Genomic DNA, 15,158 nt, shown 5'->3' with positions numbered 1-15,158 from the left:
CGATCCGGGATCGCGGAGGGGGTTCCCCTCGGCGGGCAGGCGCGGTGTTCTCAGAACGGCGGCGGAGCCTGGGCTCGGGGCGCGTCGACGGTCAGCACCCGCCCCGCCGGGCTCCGCCATTCGACCTCTCCCCCGCCCCGATTGGTCGGCTGCCAGGTGGTGAGGTGCCTGAGGCGATGGTGGGAGGCGCAGAGGTGCGCCAGGTTGTCGGCGTCGGTGGCGCCTCCGTGCTCCCACGGGACGGTGTGGTCGAGCTCGCTGCTGCGGGCGGTGCGGAGGCAGCCCGGGAACCGACAGGTCTGATCGCGGTGGATGAGGGCCCTGCGCAGCTCGACGGGTGGCCGGTAGCGCCGTCGATCGACCCCGAGGGTCACCCCGGTGAACGGGTCGGTGAGGATGCGGGTGAGGCTCGGGGCGGCGGCGGCGAGCTCGCGGGCGGTCTCGAGATCGATCGGCCCGTAGCCGTCAAGGATCGCGGGCTCGTCGGAGCGGCCGAGGAGGCTGAGAACGGGAACGGTCACGGCGACGACGGCGCGGATGCCGCGCGAGATGGTGGTCGAGCGGCGATCGGTGCCGGTCTCCCCCTCGAGGAGCATCGCCGCCGCCACGTCCGCCCTGATCTGCGTCAGCGTTCTCGGGTCCTCCGCCCGTGTCGAGGCCTCGCGCACCGAGCGCGCAGCGCGGTCGATCCGGTCGAAGGCTCCGTACGCCTCCGGGGCGGGCACGTGCAGGTGCAGAGTGGCCATACCGTCGCGCTCGGCGTCGACCCAGACTCCGCGATCCTCCCGGCAGCGCCGGTGCCGTTCGGTCAGGGTCTCGGGGTGTAGCCGCTCGCGGAGCGCGCGGAGTCGCCGGCGCAGCTGCGGCGGAGTGCAGGTGGTCGCGAGGACCGCCGCCGCCTCGTCGAAGCGCGGCCGCACCTCCTCCGGGACTGCGACCACCTCGGACGTCACGACTCGGGCGTGCTCGTAGGCGCAGCGCCCGGCCTTCAGCTCGGCGAGCGTCGCGGGCAGCTCGTTCACGAGGAGGCGGCTCTCGTCGACGAGGGTGGCCGCGTGCGACTCCGAAACCCGGAAGGTCGTCGCGACCTCGGCGACGTGCGCGCGCGCCGCCGCCTCGAGCCGGTCGTGCTGCTCGTGGACTCCGACCTGCACGAGCGCCTCGGGCAGCGCGTACGCGATGCGTCTCGACCACTCGATCAGCTCGGCCTGCTCGGCGGCGACGCTCGACATAAACCGCCTCAGCGCGGCCGCGGCGTCGAGGGCCTGCCCGTACGCCTCCTCGAAGCACGCGTGCACTGAGGGGCCTCCCCCGACGGGCGGTGCGTACGGATCGATCGTGGCCATGCACGGAGGATGACACCGACCACTGACATCGAAACCGAGCGATCGTCAGCTGAGTCGGTCGTCGACCCGCGCTCGATGCTGCGTCTCCGATCGCCAGACGACCGCTCGATGCAGGAGGTCGTTGGCGAAGAAAAGGTTGTGACTCCTCCGCAGAGGACTGCCTCCGCGGCGCATCAGGGTCGTGTTGAGCTTGTAAGCAGCGTCGAGGAAGGGAGAGAAGTCGAGCGCGAGAAGCAGATCCGCCCACGACTCGAAGACGTACTGAGCGACCGCCGCGCTCTTGTAGTCGGCGTCGTACCCCTCCGCGAAGATCGACGGCAGATCTTGGTCGGCCTCGGAGACAAGCGCATCGAAGGTAGGCGCGTCGATATTGACACAGATCATCAGCTCGCCGTTCGTCCGGTCCTCCTGCACATAAACGGTCTCGAGTACCCCACAGCTGAGAGTGAGCAGACGACGGGCCTTCTTCGTCCTGTTCGTCGAGGGCAACGCCGAAACCGTCCAGAGGACCCGCTGTGTTCCGAAGGGATCCGACACCGTCTCGCCGATGTAGCGGCCGAGCGCCCGCGCGAGCTCGTCGTAGTCGGCGCGTCGGCTGAGTTCCCAGAATCGTCCCGGAAGTGTCGCTCCACCCTCGTCTCCGATCAGACCTCGACGCCCTCGCTCCCACGGCAGGAGAACGCTGCGCCCCTCCTCGACGGTCACCCCGAGGTCCTCGCTCCCACCCGGCCACCCGGTCAAGGCGAGATTTCGCAGGCTGTGCGCGGCCTCCTGTCGCCGGATCTCCTCGACCTCGCACTCATCGAGCAGCTCAGGAGGACACGGCGCGAAGGAGAGCGCGACGACGTCGCCGTGGTGACGACGGTGAGTCGCGTACCGGCTGACGATGTTCCTCGTCTGCCCGACATAGCGCTGGCCGTTCTCGAACTCGAGAACATAGATACCGCACAGAGTCTTCCGACCCAGGAAGAGTGCCGCGGCCGACCCGGCCTCACTCATGTCGTAACGCACGAAGGCGAGTGGCGGAGCGGTCATGAGCAGGACGGCGCGCGATGAACCCTACGCACGCGACTCCACCCGCCCGCCGTCCTCCGCCCCGGTCCCCCTCCAGCGCGCGACCGCGTTGCCGGGGTGGTAGATCACCAGCGCCGCCGCCGCGCCGAGCACGATCCCGCCGAGCTCGAACCCGCCCGACGAGAACGCGAAGCCCGCGATCGCGATCACGAGCGAGACCGCGGCCGTGTACTGGTTGACCGGGCGGGAGAAGTCGACGCGGTTGTCGATCCAGATCTTGATGCCGATCACGCCGATGAGTCCGTAGAGCGCGGTGGTCGCGCCTCCGAGGACCCCGGCGGGGATCGAGTTGAAGACGGCGCCCACCTTGGGCGACAGGCTCAGCAGCACGGCCGTGACGCCGGCGACCCAGTAGGCGGCGGTGGAGTAGACGCGGGTCGCGGCCATCACGCCGATGTTCTCGCCGTAGGTGGTGGTGCCGGAGCCGCCGAACGCGCCGGAGACGGTGGTCGCGAGTCCGTCGGCGATGAGCGCGCGGCCGGTGTGCGCGTTGACGGCGGAGTCGGTCATCGTCGCGACGCCGCGCACGTGACCCACGTTCTCGGCGATCAGCACGAGCACGACGGGGAGGAACATCGCGATGCCCGACCACGTCGATCCGCTCGCGAAGTCGGGGAACGTGAAGGGAGGCAGCCCCACCCACGCCGCGTCGGCGACGGCGGAGTAGTCGATCTCGCCCCGCAGCAGAGCGACGAGATAGCCGACCACGACGCCGACGAAGATCGAGATGCGGCCGAGGAAGCCGCGGAAGAACACGCTGCCGAGCACGATCGCGGCGAGAGTGACGGTGCCCGTGACGGGCGCCTCCTGGAACGAGAGCCACGCCGTGGGCGCGAGGTTGAAGCCGATCAGCGCGACGATCGCGCCCGACACGACCGGAGGCATCAGCCGGTCGATCCAGCCGAGACCGACGAACTGCACCACGAAGCCGACCGCGGCGAGCAGGACGCCGACGGCCACGACTCCGGCGAGCGCCGAGCCCGTGCCGCCCGTCGCGGTCGCGGCGGTGACGGGCGCGATGAAGGCGAAGCTCGAACCGAGGTAGCTCGGGAGCCTGTTGCGGGTGATCACGAGGAACAGCAGCGTGCCGAGACCCGAGAACAGGAGGGTCGTCGCGACCGGGAAGCCGGTGAGCACGGGGACGAGGAAGGTCGCGCCGAACATGGCGACGACGTGCTGGATGCCGATCGCGATCGTGGCGGGCCAGCTCAGCCGCTCGTCGGGGGCGACGACGGCGCCGGGCTCGACGGTGCGGCCGTCTCCGTGCAGGGACCAGATGGGCATGGGGCTCACAGTAGCGATCGCTGCACCCTGGTCCTGCCCGCTCGGGTCGACCTACCATCGAGCATGCGCTCCTCCGGCCGGCTCGACGACGACGGGTTCGCCGCGCTGCTCGCCGAGCAGGTCGCCCGCATCCGCGCGACCTTCGGCGATCTGCCGGTCTGGGCGATCGAGGGCTGGACCGGCGAGCGCCTCGTCTCGGAGTGGATCTTCGAGGGCGGCCCGCACTGCCTCGCGTTCGCCAGGAGCGGCGCCGCACTCGACGAGGATCCCGCCGTCACCACCCGCACGTGCCTCGGCGAGCCGCGCCAGGACATCGCGGGGCTGCTCGGCCGAGACGCGCTTCCGCGGCCAGGGCTCCTCCCCGCCCCGTCGCGCATCACCGAGATCGAGGTGGACGGCGCTCGCGAGCCGTTCGAGGTGTGGGAGGCTCCGGGCGTCGCCCGAGCGGCCGCATCCGTCCGCGGGCACTCCCTGACCCTCGAGTGCCGGGGCCTGCCGCTCGACGAGCTCGTGCTGAGCGAGGTCGTCGACATCGAGCCGTTCGTGGAGGGGCGGCTGGCGATGATCGCGGCGTCGCGCGGCTGAGCCCGAGCGCAGGAAACCCGAACGCGCCGCGGGAAAGCACGCCGGCGCTCAGGGACTCGCGGGAGCATGAGGACCATGCCAGCTCCCCTCGCGGGCCCCGACCGGTTCGCCGCGGTCGCCGCCGCCGTCGCGGACCCCGTCCGCCGCTACCTCTGGCGCCGAACCGACGAGGTGATGGCCGACGACGTCCTCATCGCGACGCTGGCCGTGCTGCGTCGCCGCTCGGCCGAGGTCCCGGCCGAGAGTCCCGCGGCGTGGGCGATCGGAGTCGCGCGGCTCGAGCTGCAGAACGCGCGGCGCACCCAGCGCCGGCAGGTGCTCCTCGCTCACCGGGTCGCGGTGGTCGACCCTCCGCAGGTGCGCGTCGACTCCGAGGAGGGGCCGTCGGAGTCGGACGAGACGGTGCGCCTGGTGCTCGCGCGCCTGCGCGAGGCCGATGCCGAGCTGCTGCGCCTCTGGGCGTGGGAGGCGCTCGACTCCCGAGCGATCGCCGAGGTGCTCGTCCTCGCGCCCGACGCGGCGGCGTCCCGCCTCGAGCGCGCGCGGCGGCGCTTCGCGGAGCTGTTCGCGACGCTCAGCGGACCCGGGGCGGGACGAGCCGGGATGAGCGACGACGAGATCCGCTGGCGGATGCGCTCCACCGACCCGGCCCGCGGACTCGCTCCGCTGACGGCGGGCGAGCTCGGCGTCCGCCTCGCGGCGGCGACGGGAGGCGCAGCCGCACCGTCCGGAGTCGCCCCGCGATCCGATCCGCGATCCGATCCGTCTCCCGATCGCCGCCGCTCGCGTTGGATGATCGCCGGAGTCGGCGCCCTGAGCCTCGCCGCTGCCGCGACCCTCCTGCTGCCGCTCGCCTTCGGCCTCGGAGGGGGCGCCGCCACCCGCCTCGCGCTGCCGGCGACCGGCGGCCCGGCCTCCTCCTGCGCCCCCGTCACCGCGGAGGCGCTCGTCCCCGCCGAGCTCGCCTTCAGCGCCGAGGTCACGTCGATCGACGGCGGAGTGGTCACCCTGCGCGTCCTCGACCGCTTCGCCGGCGAGGTGGGCGACTCCCTCGAGGTGACCCAGGCCGACGAGTCGGCCGTCGACGGCGCGCCGATCGCCTTCGAGCCCGGTGTCGACTACCTGATCGCCGCCACGGGCGGCACGGTCCTCACCTGCGGCCTCAGCGGGCCCGCGTCCGCCGAGCTGGGCGACGTCTACCGCGAGGCGTTCGCGCTGCGGTAGCCCGACTCCGGCAGCGGAGGCGCAGTGTCCGCCAGCCACCCCCTCCGTGGCAAGTCCCTTAGCAAGCGCACCGACCACGACGCACGCTGGAGTCTCCCGATCCATTCAGGAGGCAATGGTGTTCTTCCACGTGCAGCGACTCATCAACGACATCGAGCAGGACGAGCCGGATCCGGCCGCCGCGAACGCGCTCCAGGAGGGGCTCGGCGGTCAGTTCGGCGAGATGCGCACGATGATGCAGTACCTCTTCCAGGCGATGAACTTCCGCGGAGCCGACGCTAAGCCCTACCGCGACCTCATCCAGGGCATCGGCACCGAGGAGATCAGCCACGTCGAGCTGATCGGCACCACCATCTCGCGCCTGCTCGACGGCTCGCCGCAGTACCAGGGCAAGCCGACCGACCCGCTCGACAAGCCGGGTTCCGGCGGTGCGACTCCGCTGAACATCGCGCTCGACACGAGCAACATCCACCACTACCTCGTCGGCGCCCAGGGAGCCCTCCCGGTCGACTCGGTCGGCAACCCGTGGAGCGGCAGCTACGTCTACAACTCCGGCAACCTGGTGCTCGACCTGCTCTACAACCTCATGCTCGAGTCGACCGGGCGCCTGCAGAAGTCGCGCATCTACGAGATGACGGCCAACAAGACCGCCCGCTCGACCATCGCCTACCTGATCGTCCGCGACCAGGCGCACGAGAACGCCTACGCGAAGGCGCTCGAGACCCTCGGCATCGACTGGAAGAAGACCCTGCCGATCCCGAAGACCAACGCCGAGAAGTTCCCCGAGGTCAAGAAGCTCCTCGACCTGGGACTGCAGAGCAAGCAGTACACCTTCGATCTCGAGGGTGCGTCGGAGGCGGGAAAGATCTTCCGCGGGGCCTCGCCGTCGAACGACGGCACGGACCTGGAGTCGAAGGAGCAGGCGCCCGAGGGCGTGCCCTCCGTCATCGCCCCCGAGCGCTTCGAGGAGTACGCGCCGGGTCTGGACCCCGATCTGCTCAAGCTCATCCAGACCACCGCCGAGATGGAGCTCGACGAGATCAGCTCCTACTACGGACCGGTCTCGAAGTAGCGACTCCGGGTCCTGCGCTGTCGGCTCGCGCGGGACCCGGACCGTCCAGGAGGTGCGCATGCCGGTGTTCCGGCGACTCGACCCGCTCCACACGGAGGGGGTCCGTCTCGACGACTTGCGCGGTCTGCGGCTGATCGGGAGGGGCGACGCCGTCGCCACGGGCGTCACCGTGTCGCACCGCGAGGTGCGGCCGGGGGCGCTCTTCGCCGCGCTGCCCGGAAGGCGCGCTCACGGCGTCGAGTTCGCTGCCGAGGCCGCCGCGGCGGGCGCCGTGGCCGTGCTGACCGACGGGACGGGCGTCGATGCGGCGCTGACCTCCGGCCTGCCGGTCCTCGTCGCCGACGATCCGCGCGCCGCCCTCGGCGCGATCGCCGCCCGCGTCTACGGCACCGACCGGGCCGCGCCGACCCTCCTCGGCGTGACCGGCACGAACGGCAAGACGAGCACCGTGCACCTGATCCACGCCGTGCTCAGCCAGGTAGGCGTGCCCTCGGGTCTCAGCTCGACCGCCGAGCGGCGGAGCGGGGAGCACGTCGTGGCGAGCCGCCTCACCTCTCCCGAGTCGTCGGAGCTGCACGCGCTGCTCGCCCGCATGGTCGAGGACGGGGTCGAGGCCGCAGCGATCGAGGTCAGCGCCCAGGCGCTCATCCGCTCGCGGGTCGAGGGAGTCGTGTTCGACGTCGCCGGCTTCACCAACCTCAGCCACGACCACCTCGACGACTTCGGCGACCTCGCCTCCTACCTGGAGGCGAAGCAGCGGCTGTTCGAGCCCGACCGCAGCCGCCGAGGCGTCGTCGTGATCGACACGGAGGCGGGCCGCACGGTCGCCGCCCGCGCCCGCGTGCCCGTCGTGACGGTCGGCTCGAGCGCCGACGCCGACTGGACGCTCCACGTGCTGTCGACGACTCCGACCGGCACCCGCTTCCGGCTGGAGGCTCCCGACGGCTGGTCGATGACCACCTCCGTCCCGCTCATCGGGCGGCACATGGCCTCGAACGCGGCGCTGGCGATCGTGATGCTGGTGGAGGCGGGATACGCGCGGACCGCGATCGCCGCGGCACTCGCCTCCGGGCTCGACGTCTCGGTGCCCGGGCGCACCCTGCTCGTCTCGGGCGCCGAGGGCCCGCGCCTCTACGTCGACTTCTCGCACACCCCCGACTCGGTCGCCCGCACCGTCGACGCGCTGCGCGAGGTGACGACGGGCCGCGTGCTCGTCATCCTCGGAGCCGACGGCGACCGCGACCCGAGCAAGCGCGCGCCGATGGGCCGCGCGGCCGCCGACCGCGCCGACCTCGTGATCGTCACCGACCACCACCCGCGCTTCGAGGATCCGGCTCGGATCCGGCGCGCTCTGCTCGACGGCGCCGTCGGCCGCGGCTGCGAGGTGCGCGAGGTCCCCGAGCCGGCCCTCGCCGTGCGGGCCGCGCTGGGCGATGCGCGCGCCGACGACTCCATCCTCTGGGTCGGCCCGGGCGACACCGACTACCGCGTGGTGCTCGACCAGGACCTCCCGTACTCGCCGCGCGCCGACGCGGCGCTGGCTCTGGCGGAGGCCGGCTGGAGGGTCTGAGTGCTTGACTGAGGCGGTCGAGCATCGGAGGCGCAGTGTTCTCGTCCCTCCCCGTCCGCCGCGTGCAGCGGCATCCCGAGGCGGAGCTGCCGAGCGAGTGGCCGGCGACGCTCGCTCCCGTGCGTCAGGTGCTGACCGAGGGCTGGGATCTCGGCGCCGTCTCCGTGCTCACCGGCGAGAACGGGGCGGGCAAGTCGACGCTGCTCGAGGCGCTCGCGCTCGCCTACGGGCTGAACGCCGAGGGCGGCTCGACCGGCGCGATGCACGCGACGCGCGCCTCGGAGTCGGACCTCGCCGAGCACCTGCAGCTCGTGCGGGGCGCCGGCGCGTCCAAGCGCGGGTTCTTCCTCCGCGCCGAGACGATGCACGGCTTCTTCACCTACCTCGAGGACACCGGCGTCGACGGGGGCTACCACGAGCGCAGCCACGGCGAGTCGTTCCTCGACCTCGTGACCCAGCGCTCGCGCATCCGCGGGTTGTGGCTGCTCGACGAGCCGGAGTCGGCGCTCTCGGTCTCGGGGTGCCTCGCGCTGATCGGCCTGCTGCGCGATCTCGTCGCCGAGGGGTCGCAGGTGATCCTCTCGACCCACTCGCCGATCCTCGCGGCTCTGCCGGGCGCCGACCTCTACGAGCTCGGTGACTTCGGGATGCGGTCGTGCGAGTACGACGAGCTGGATCTGGTGCGGACGTGGCGCGGGTTCCTCGAGGATCCGCGGCGGTACCTGCGGCATCTCGGGTGAGCGGGCCGCACAACTGAGGCTGGATCGCCCGAAACCTCGGAAATTCAGGCATCGGGTCTTGTGAGCCTTGGTTGTGAGGCGGTTCGGCCCCTCACCGGCACGCGGGAGCGCTCAGACCCGCCTGAGGGAATGACTCCCCGGGATGCGCGGGCCTGATCACGGTGGCCAGGTGCTCGAAGGCGGCCCGCGTGGTCGCACCGCCTCCCGGAGGCGCCACGCAGTCGGTGCTCGCCGCGGCGAAGTCGTCGACCACCCGCCCCGACCCGTCCGCGGCTTCTGCGTCGACGACTCCGCCGATGCCGTAGCCGCTCCCCCGATCCGTCATCGCCGTCATCGTGCTGAGCACCGAGGGCCAGAGGGCGGAGTCGGTCAGCGGGCGACCGCCCTCGCCGCCACCGGTCACCGAGAAGCTCAGCACCGTCGCGCCCAGCTGCATCGACGTCGCGCCGGTGAAGGCGGCGTCGATCTGCTGCGCGAGACCCACGAGCTCCCACGCCGGGCGCTCCCCGTGCACGACGACCTCGGAGGACGGCCGCGCGCCGCCGGCAACACTGATGGTCCACTCCGGGATGCCCCGCGAGATCGACGAGCCGCTCTCCAGAAAGCGGGCGAGCACACCGGCAGCGGTGTCGTCGGTACCCGCCACGAGGTCGATGTCGATCGTCGCGTCGCCGTCGAACGTCCGCACCGAGACCCTGCCGTCGACGTCCCGGCGCAGCGCGTCCCAGCCCTCGAGCGCGGCGACGACCGCGCCCGCATCGGCATGGACGCCGGCGACCGCGAACACGTCGTCGCCGACGCGCTGGGTGTACTCGCTCGAGGCGCGCCACTCGGGGACGCCCCCGAGCGCCTCCGCTGCGGCCTCGGCCACGACGATCGCCGTCGCCGTCAGCTGCTCGACACCGCACTCCTCCGACGCGGTCACGTCGACGTCGAACACCGCGGTCGAACTCCGTGAGAACGGCGGCAGCGGCCTCGAGTCCGTCGTGCTCGCGAGCACGCACTCGTCCACCGACAGGGCCGCGTCGAGTGCCCTGCCGTCGCTCCCGGAGCACCCGGACAGCGCGCCGGGCAGCAGGCCGACGAGCAGAGCCGTGCCGAGGAGTCGTCGATACCGCACCATCGTGTCACCCGTCCCCGGAGGCGCCTTGCCGCCGGTCTCGAGAGGTGACAGTATCGACATTCCATACGAAACACACGTTATTCGATACAGGAGGCCCCGATGCCCCGAACTGTCCTCGTCGCGCTCCGCGCGATGCTCGCCCTGCTGCTGCTCGGCTCCCTGCTGGTCCAGCTCGGCGTCAGCTCCGTGGCCCGCGAGGCTCTCGACGGCGGGCCCGTCGACGGAGTCCTGGTCGCCGTGGTCGTCGCCGGGGTGCTCTGCATCGAGGTCGTGCTGGTGTCGATCTGGCGCCTGCTCACTCTCGCCCGCGACGACGCGCTGTTCGCGGGCGACCACCGCTCCGACCTCTGGGTCGACCTCGCGATCGGCGCCTTCGTCGCCGGATCCGTCCTCGCGACGATCGGCGCGGTCGCCGTGCTCGCGGCGATGCCGGCTCCGCTCCCCGCCCTCGCGTTCGCCGCGGTCGCCGTCGCGAGCGCTGCGCTCGCTCTGCTCGTGGTCGTGATGCGCCGCCTCCTGCACCTCGCCGTCGAGCAGCGCAGCGAGCTCGCCGAGGTCGTCTGATGGCGATCGTCATCAACCTCGACGTCGAACTCGCCAAGCGCAAGATGTCGGTGACCGACCTCGCCGCGGCAGTCGGCATCACGACCGCGAACATCTCGATCCTCAAGAACGGCCGCGCCAAGGCCGTCCGCTTCTCGACCCTCGACGCCATCTGCGAGGTCCTCGGCTGCCAGCCGGGCGACATCCTGACCCACGTTCCGGAGGGGGCGGTGGCGCCGACCCACTGAAGGGTGACACGCGGCTGCGCTCGATCGACTCGGAGCTGAAACAGGGCGGCAACACACGCCCCCGAAACTGGGGAGGTTCCAAGCCCCCTCTCACTCGATCCGAAGGTCTCCGCTTGTCTCACTCCCCCCTCCGGAGGGTCGCCCGACTCTCCGCCGCCACCGCCCTCTGCTCCGGACTCGCCCTCAGCGCCGCCCTGGCCGCCCCCTCCGCGTTCGGCTCGACCATCACCGACGCCGCGAGCGCCACCGCCCCCGCGGTGGTCGACCTCAGCATCACCGACGCCCTCGCGCTGCTCGAATCGGGAGCGACCACCTCGGTCGCCCTGACGCAGCGGTACCTCGACCGCATCGCCGCGTACGACGACCCCTACGGCGACCAGCCCGGCCTCGCCGCCGTGATCCTCGCCAACCCGGAGGCGCTCGCGACCGCCGCTGAGCTCGACGCCGAGCGCGCGGCCGGCACGATCCGCGGACCGCTGCACGGCATCCCGATCCTCGTGAAGGACAACTACGCCACGTTCGACATGCCCACCACCGCGGGCAGTGCATCGCTGCACACCTACCAGACGAAGCTCGACTCGACCGCGGTGCAGCGCCTCCGCGACGCCGGCGCGATCATCCTCGCGAAGACGAACATGGCCGAGTTCGCCTGGCACGGCACCTACACGCTCAGCTCCGAGCGCGGCCGCACCAACAACCCCTACAACCAGGCCAACAGCGCCAGCGGCTCGAGCGGAGGCACCGGCGCGGCCGTCGCCGCCGGCTACGCGCCCGCGGGCCTCGGCACCGACACCTGCGGCTCGATCGTCGGTCCGAGCGCGCACCAGAGCCTCGTCGGCTACCGCCCCACCATGGGCCTGACCAGCGTGACGGGCATCGTCCCGCTGTCTCCCCGTCAGGACGTCTCGGGGCCGATGACGACGACCGTGACCGACGCGGCGCTCCTGATGGAGGTGCTCGCCGGCTACGACCCGACCGACCCGCTGACCGTCATCGCCGACGAGCAGGACAGCTCGACGTACGTCGAGGGCCTCAGCGACACCGCCCTCGAGGGCAAGCGCATCGGCTACGTGCGCTGGGACTACGAGGAGGATCCGGCCCGCCCCGGACTCGCCGAGACCACCGCGCTGATCGACCAGGCGGTCGCCGACCTGGCCGCGCAGGGCGCCGAGATCGTCGAGGTGCCGACGTTCACCCGCGAGTTCGTCTCGGGCACCCTCGTCAGCGGCGGCTACCTCGACATGCGCCCCGCCATCGACTCGTTCTTCGCGACGACGGAGGCGACCTGGCCCGAGGGCCTCGCCGCCCTCACCGAGCCGGCCGACGCGCTGACCTTCTCGGACGTCATCGCCGACGGGAAGACGTCGCTGCTGCCGGACGACGTCGCCTTCTTCGAGAGCAACGCCGACATCCCGAACCCCGCCTACGATGCGGCGATCGCCGCCCAGGACGCGGGCAAGGCGGCGATGGACCAGTTCTTCCTCGACAACGACCTCGATGCCCTGGCGATGCCGACCAGCGCGACCTCCGCGACTCCCGACTGGGCGGGCACGACGTTCTGCGACGTCGGCGCGAACACCGGCGTCCCGACGGTCTCGCTGCCGGCCGGCTTCACGTCGACCGGAGCCGCGGCGGGACTCGAGCTGGCCGCCCCGCGCAGCCAGGACGCGATGCTGCTGGCGATGTCGTACGACTACGAGCAGGCGACGCTGCACCGCGTGGCGCCGGCGTCGACTCCGGAGCTGGCGGTGACGGAGCCGACGCCCGAGCCGACCGTCTCGCCGGAGCCGACGGTCTCGCCGGAGCCGACGGTGGCGCCGACCGCGTCGGCTGAGCCGACCGCGACGGCCGCGCCCGTCGTCCCGGTTCCGTCCGCGACTCCGAGCGCCACGGCGAAGCCGGCCGCTGCCCTCGCGCACACCGGTGCCGAGGGGACGACCGGGCTCGCCGCCCTGGCGTTCGCGCTCGTGGCCGGAGGCGCGGGTGCGCTGGCGCTGACCGCGACGCGCAGGCGGACCGCCCAGAAGTAGCAGACAGATCGAAGGCGGGGTCGACGGCTCGTCCGTCGGCCCCGCTTCTGCGTGCGGTCCTACGCGGGAGTCGCGACCGGTCGCGCCTGCACCCGCGGCGCCCAGCCGAGCGCGATCGCCGCGCCCGCGAGGGCGAGCTGACCCACCGAGGGCAGCACCGCCGAGACGATCGAGCCGTCGCCGCCGCTCGTGGCGAACGAGTCGGCGATCGACATGCCGATGCCGAAGCCGGTGAAGAAGCGGCAGAAGATCGCGGCGCCCACCAGCGAGAGCATCACGATCGCGGGACGTCGCGGAGTGAGGTGCTCGCCCGTGCGGTGCACGGCGAGCCCCGCCACGAACAGGGCCGGCACACTCCAGAAGACCGCCCAGACCACCGTCGCCACGAGGGTGCCCGTGATCGAGAAGCCGTCGCGCTCGCCCATCAGCGCGTAGATGGTCGCGAGGTCGGTGCCGGGCACCTTCGCGAGCGGGTTCCAGACGAGGAGGTCGATCGCGCCGACCACGATCAACGCCACGACCAGCGCGGCACCGCCGACGGCGACGGGAACGCGCTGCCGCCGGGTCGCCGTGCGGTGCTCGACACCGAGCGGACGGGTGCCGCCGATCACCGCGATGCCGGTGGCGAGCCCCGCGATCACGACGACGAAGCCGAGCAACGGCAGCCACCAGGGAGCCCCCGGGAGCAGGACACCGACGACGACCGCCGCCGGGCCGGTGACGGCCGCGAGCAGCGACACCCGGGCCGTGCGCGTCTCGGCGGCGCGGGCGGCACCGGCCAGGTGCACGACTCCGAGGGCCGCGGCGACGAGCGCCAGCCCGAGGAGGATCCGACCGGTCGTCTGCAGCGCGGCGAGCACGCCCGCGGACGCTCCCTCCGGGACGATGCCTCCGCCGGTGAGGGAGATGCCGATCAGCACGACGGCGGCCGCGGTGAGGAGCCCCAGGCCCCGCCGAGCGAGGCGTCGCGGCCGGACAAACCGCGGCTCGCCCGAGTGCGCGGGCAGGCCCCGGTCGAGGGTGGCGCTGAGCACGAGCGCCCCGAGCACCACATCGCGCCGGTGCTCGGGTGCTCCCGCGACATCGGCCCTCCACTCCTCGAGGTAGCGGTCGCGCGCGAGCGGAGGCAGGAGGCGGGCCAGGAGGCGCAGCAGCAGGTCGATCATGCGGTCGCCCCCGCGATGCCGATGGTGCGGTGCGGAGCGGTGACGCGCGCGATCGCCGCAGGTGCCGCCTCCGCCCCCTCGCCCGTGAGCTCGTAGAGCCGCCGGCGCGGACCGCTACGCTCGGTGTCCGTCTCCCACACCGAGGTCACCCAGCCGGCACCCTCGAGCCGCTCGAGGATCGGGTAGACGCTGCCCGCCGGGCGGCCGGTCGCCTTGATGACGAGCATCCCCCAGGTCGGCCCGTCGGCGTCGAGCAGGGTGCGCAGCGCTTCCGCGGTGGCGGCGGTGACGCGAGAGAGCGGAGTCATGCGGCGAGGCTACCTATGTAGAGATGAGAGCGTCAACAGCCGCGACATCGTCGGCGCTCGGGGCGTCAACAATTCAGGAAGGATTGGCGGAGAGAGGCACCGAGGCCCCTAGATCACGCGGACCCCGCGAGATCCTTCCTGAATTGTCGACGCCCGACGGCGAGTCCTTACTTGCGGAACATGCGGGCCGTGGTCTCGAACAGGCCCTTGATCGGACGCTGCTGCTCGCCCTGCTGGGCGCCGAGGATGATGATGACGGCGGTGAGGACGGGGATCGCCCACTGCGTCACCTTCTGCACGCGCAGCGCAGTCGTCAGCTCGGGCGAGTTGCTGGGCGACGCCTCGGTGACGCCCTTGGCGCCCTCGTCGGCGTGCTTCGCCTGAGTCGCACCGGCGATGGCGGCGATCACCGAGGCGGCGCCGGCGAGGCCGGTCACGACGGTCTTGACGATCGTGTTGGTGCGGCTCTCCTGCTGGTTGGCGAGGCGCGTCTTGTTGGCGAGGATGAGGCCGATGCCTCCGACGCCGTGCGCGGCGATCGCGGCGAGCTGCACCGGAGTCCAACGGGCCCAGCCGTTCGAGGCGAGGCGGAGGCGCTCGGCCGGGTCGGACGAGGTGGACGCGGCTCCGTTGAGGCCGACGGCGCCCATGAGGGAGCCTCCGAACCAGGCGGCGGCACCGAGGTCGTGGAGGCTGCGGACGAGCGTGTTGCGTGAGGGCATGACTGCCTCTTCTCTGCTGGTGGTCACGCGAATGCGGACGTCTTCGACGGTACGTGGGCGGGTGCGCGAGGGCATGGGGCTTGACCTCTCGGCGACGGGGCGCTCGAGTGGAGGCGTACCCCT

The 15,158-nt window shown here is 72.2% G+C and carries 15 protein-coding genes; 8 read left to right on the top strand and 7 right to left on the bottom strand.

Annotated features, from left to right (window positions below):
- Positions 1–50: 50 nt before the first annotated feature.
- The 3 genes from B9Y99_RS11970 to B9Y99_RS11960 are packed head-to-tail and all read right to left on the bottom strand — an operon-like array spanning position 51 to position 3,704.
- Entirely contained in the window at positions 51–1,346 is a 1,296-nt protein-coding gene (locus B9Y99_RS11970) for an HNH endonuclease signature motif containing protein (RefSeq protein WP_085476818.1), read from the bottom strand.
- Between the two features lie 45 nt (positions 1,347–1,391).
- The gene (locus B9Y99_RS11965) at positions 1,392–2,345 is read right to left on the bottom strand and encodes a GIY-YIG nuclease family protein (RefSeq protein WP_129588018.1); all 954 of its coding nucleotides are present in this window, start codon (positions 2,343–2,345) and stop codon (positions 1,392–1,394) included.
- 60 nt (positions 2,346–2,405) lie between these two features.
- Entirely contained in the window at positions 2,406–3,704 is a 1,299-nt protein-coding gene (locus B9Y99_RS11960; protein ID WP_085476816.1) for a uracil-xanthine permease family protein, read from the bottom strand.
- A 63-nt stretch (positions 3,705–3,767) separates the two neighbouring features.
- Between B9Y99_RS11960 and B9Y99_RS11955 the strand changes: the two genes are divergently transcribed.
- From B9Y99_RS11955 to B9Y99_RS11935, 5 genes are all read left to right on the top strand, one after another.
- Complete coding sequence (locus B9Y99_RS11955; RefSeq protein ID WP_085476815.1) at positions 3,768–4,289, top strand: hypothetical protein; 522 nt, start codon at positions 3,768–3,770, stop codon at positions 4,287–4,289.
- Positions 4,290–4,364: 75 nt separating this feature from the next.
- The gene (locus B9Y99_RS18520; protein ID WP_129588017.1) at positions 4,365–5,513 is read left to right on the top strand and encodes a sigma-70 family RNA polymerase sigma factor; all 1,149 of its coding nucleotides are present in this window, start codon (positions 4,365–4,367) and stop codon (positions 5,511–5,513) included.
- A gap of 118 nt (positions 5,514–5,631) precedes the next feature.
- Positions 5,632–6,585: a manganese catalase family protein gene (locus B9Y99_RS11945; protein ID WP_085477381.1), complete on the top strand. Its 954-nt coding sequence runs from the start codon at positions 5,632–5,634 to the stop codon at positions 6,583–6,585.
- Positions 6,586–6,643: 58 nt separating this feature from the next.
- Complete coding sequence (locus tag B9Y99_RS11940) at positions 6,644–8,155, top strand: Mur ligase family protein (protein ID WP_085476814.1); 1,512 nt, start codon at positions 6,644–6,646, stop codon at positions 8,153–8,155.
- A 35-nt stretch (positions 8,156–8,190) separates the two neighbouring features.
- Positions 8,191–8,895, top strand: a complete 705-nt coding sequence (locus tag B9Y99_RS11935) for an AAA family ATPase (RefSeq protein ID WP_165759607.1) — start codon at positions 8,191–8,193, stop codon at positions 8,893–8,895.
- A 91-nt stretch (positions 8,896–8,986) separates the two neighbouring features.
- Here the strand turns inward: B9Y99_RS11935 and B9Y99_RS11930 are convergent, their stop codons facing one another.
- On the bottom strand, positions 8,987–10,078 hold the full coding sequence (locus tag B9Y99_RS11930) for a hypothetical protein (protein ID WP_085476812.1): 1,092 nt from the start codon (positions 10,076–10,078) through the stop codon (positions 8,987–8,989).
- A 39-nt stretch (positions 10,079–10,117) separates the two neighbouring features.
- Between B9Y99_RS11930 and B9Y99_RS11925 the strand changes: the two genes are divergently transcribed.
- The 3 genes from B9Y99_RS11925 to B9Y99_RS11915 all read left to right on the top strand — a co-directional run bounded on the left by B9Y99_RS11925 (position 10,118) and on the right by B9Y99_RS11915 (position 12,839).
- Positions 10,118–10,582 carry a DUF2975 domain-containing protein gene (locus B9Y99_RS11925; RefSeq protein ID WP_085476811.1) on the top strand — a complete coding sequence of 155 codons (465 nt, stop codon included), beginning with the start codon at positions 10,118–10,120 and terminating at the stop codon, positions 10,580–10,582.
- Positions 10,582–10,809, top strand: a complete 228-nt coding sequence (locus B9Y99_RS11920) for a helix-turn-helix domain-containing protein (RefSeq protein WP_085476810.1) — start codon at positions 10,582–10,584, stop codon at positions 10,807–10,809. Before B9Y99_RS11925 ends, B9Y99_RS11920 begins: the two co-directional genes overlap by 1 nt.
- 113 nt (positions 10,810–10,922) lie before the next feature.
- The gene (locus B9Y99_RS11915; RefSeq protein WP_129588016.1) at positions 10,923–12,839 is read left to right on the top strand and encodes an amidase family protein; all 1,917 of its coding nucleotides are present in this window, start codon (positions 10,923–10,925) and stop codon (positions 12,837–12,839) included.
- A gap of 59 nt (positions 12,840–12,898) precedes the next feature.
- Here B9Y99_RS11915 and B9Y99_RS11910 read toward each other — a convergent pair whose 3' ends face one another.
- From B9Y99_RS11910 to B9Y99_RS11900, 3 genes are all read right to left on the bottom strand, one after another.
- Positions 12,899–14,005, bottom strand: coding sequence for a hypothetical protein (locus tag B9Y99_RS11910; RefSeq protein WP_085476809.1), 1,107 nt, complete (start codon positions 14,003–14,005; stop codon positions 12,899–12,901).
- Positions 14,002–14,313 carry a PadR family transcriptional regulator gene (locus tag B9Y99_RS11905; RefSeq protein WP_085476808.1) on the bottom strand — a complete coding sequence of 104 codons (312 nt, stop codon included), beginning with the start codon at positions 14,311–14,313 and terminating at the stop codon, positions 14,002–14,004. Before B9Y99_RS11905 ends, B9Y99_RS11910 begins: the two co-directional genes overlap by 4 nt.
- Positions 14,314–14,480: 167 nt before the next feature.
- On the bottom strand, positions 14,481–15,035 hold the full coding sequence (locus B9Y99_RS11900) for a hypothetical protein (RefSeq protein WP_085476807.1): 555 nt from the start codon (positions 15,033–15,035) through the stop codon (positions 14,481–14,483).
- Positions 15,036–15,158 lie beyond the last annotated feature (123 nt).

Source organism: Rathayibacter oskolensis (assembly GCF_900177245.1).
Classification (GTDB): Bacteria; Actinomycetota; Actinomycetes; order Actinomycetales; family Microbacteriaceae; genus Rathayibacter; species Rathayibacter oskolensis.
The sequence above is the reverse complement of the archived record's forward strand: the minus strand, read 5'-3'. Positions and strand labels throughout refer to the sequence as shown.

Bases quoted from the DNA above. Each gene is read 5' to 3' on its own strand.
- B9Y99_RS11970 (WP_085476818.1), bottom strand. From the start codon at position 1,346: ATGGCCACGATCGATCCGTACGCACCGCCCGTCGGGGGAGGCCCCTCA.
- B9Y99_RS11965 (WP_129588018.1), bottom strand. From the start codon at position 2,345: ATGAGTGAGGCCGGGTCGGCCGCGGCACTCTTCCTGGGTCGGAAGACT.
- B9Y99_RS11960 (WP_085476816.1), bottom strand. From the start codon at position 3,704: ATGCCCATCTGGTCCCTGCACGGAGACGGCCGCACCGTCGAGCCCGGC.
- B9Y99_RS11955 (WP_085476815.1), top strand. From the start codon at position 3,768: ATGCGCTCCTCCGGCCGGCTCGACGACGACGGGTTCGCCGCGCTGCTC.
- B9Y99_RS18520 (WP_129588017.1), top strand. From the start codon at position 4,365: ATGCCAGCTCCCCTCGCGGGCCCCGACCGGTTCGCCGCGGTCGCCGCC.
- B9Y99_RS11940 (WP_085476814.1), top strand. From the start codon at position 6,644: ATGCCGGTGTTCCGGCGACTCGACCCGCTCCACACGGAGGGGGTCCGT.
- B9Y99_RS11930 (WP_085476812.1), bottom strand. From the start codon at position 10,078: ATGTCGATACTGTCACCTCTCGAGACCGGCGGCAAGGCGCCTCCGGGG.
- B9Y99_RS11925 (WP_085476811.1), top strand. From the start codon at position 10,118: ATGCCCCGAACTGTCCTCGTCGCGCTCCGCGCGATGCTCGCCCTGCTG.
- B9Y99_RS11920 (WP_085476810.1), top strand. From the start codon at position 10,582: ATGGCGATCGTCATCAACCTCGACGTCGAACTCGCCAAGCGCAAGATG.
- B9Y99_RS11910 (WP_085476809.1), bottom strand. From the start codon at position 14,005: ATGATCGACCTGCTGCTGCGCCTCCTGGCCCGCCTCCTGCCTCCGCTC.
- B9Y99_RS11905 (WP_085476808.1), bottom strand. From the start codon at position 14,313: ATGACTCCGCTCTCTCGCGTCACCGCCGCCACCGCGGAAGCGCTGCGC.
- B9Y99_RS11900 (WP_085476807.1), bottom strand. From the start codon at position 15,035: ATGCCCTCACGCAACACGCTCGTCCGCAGCCTCCACGACCTCGGTGCC.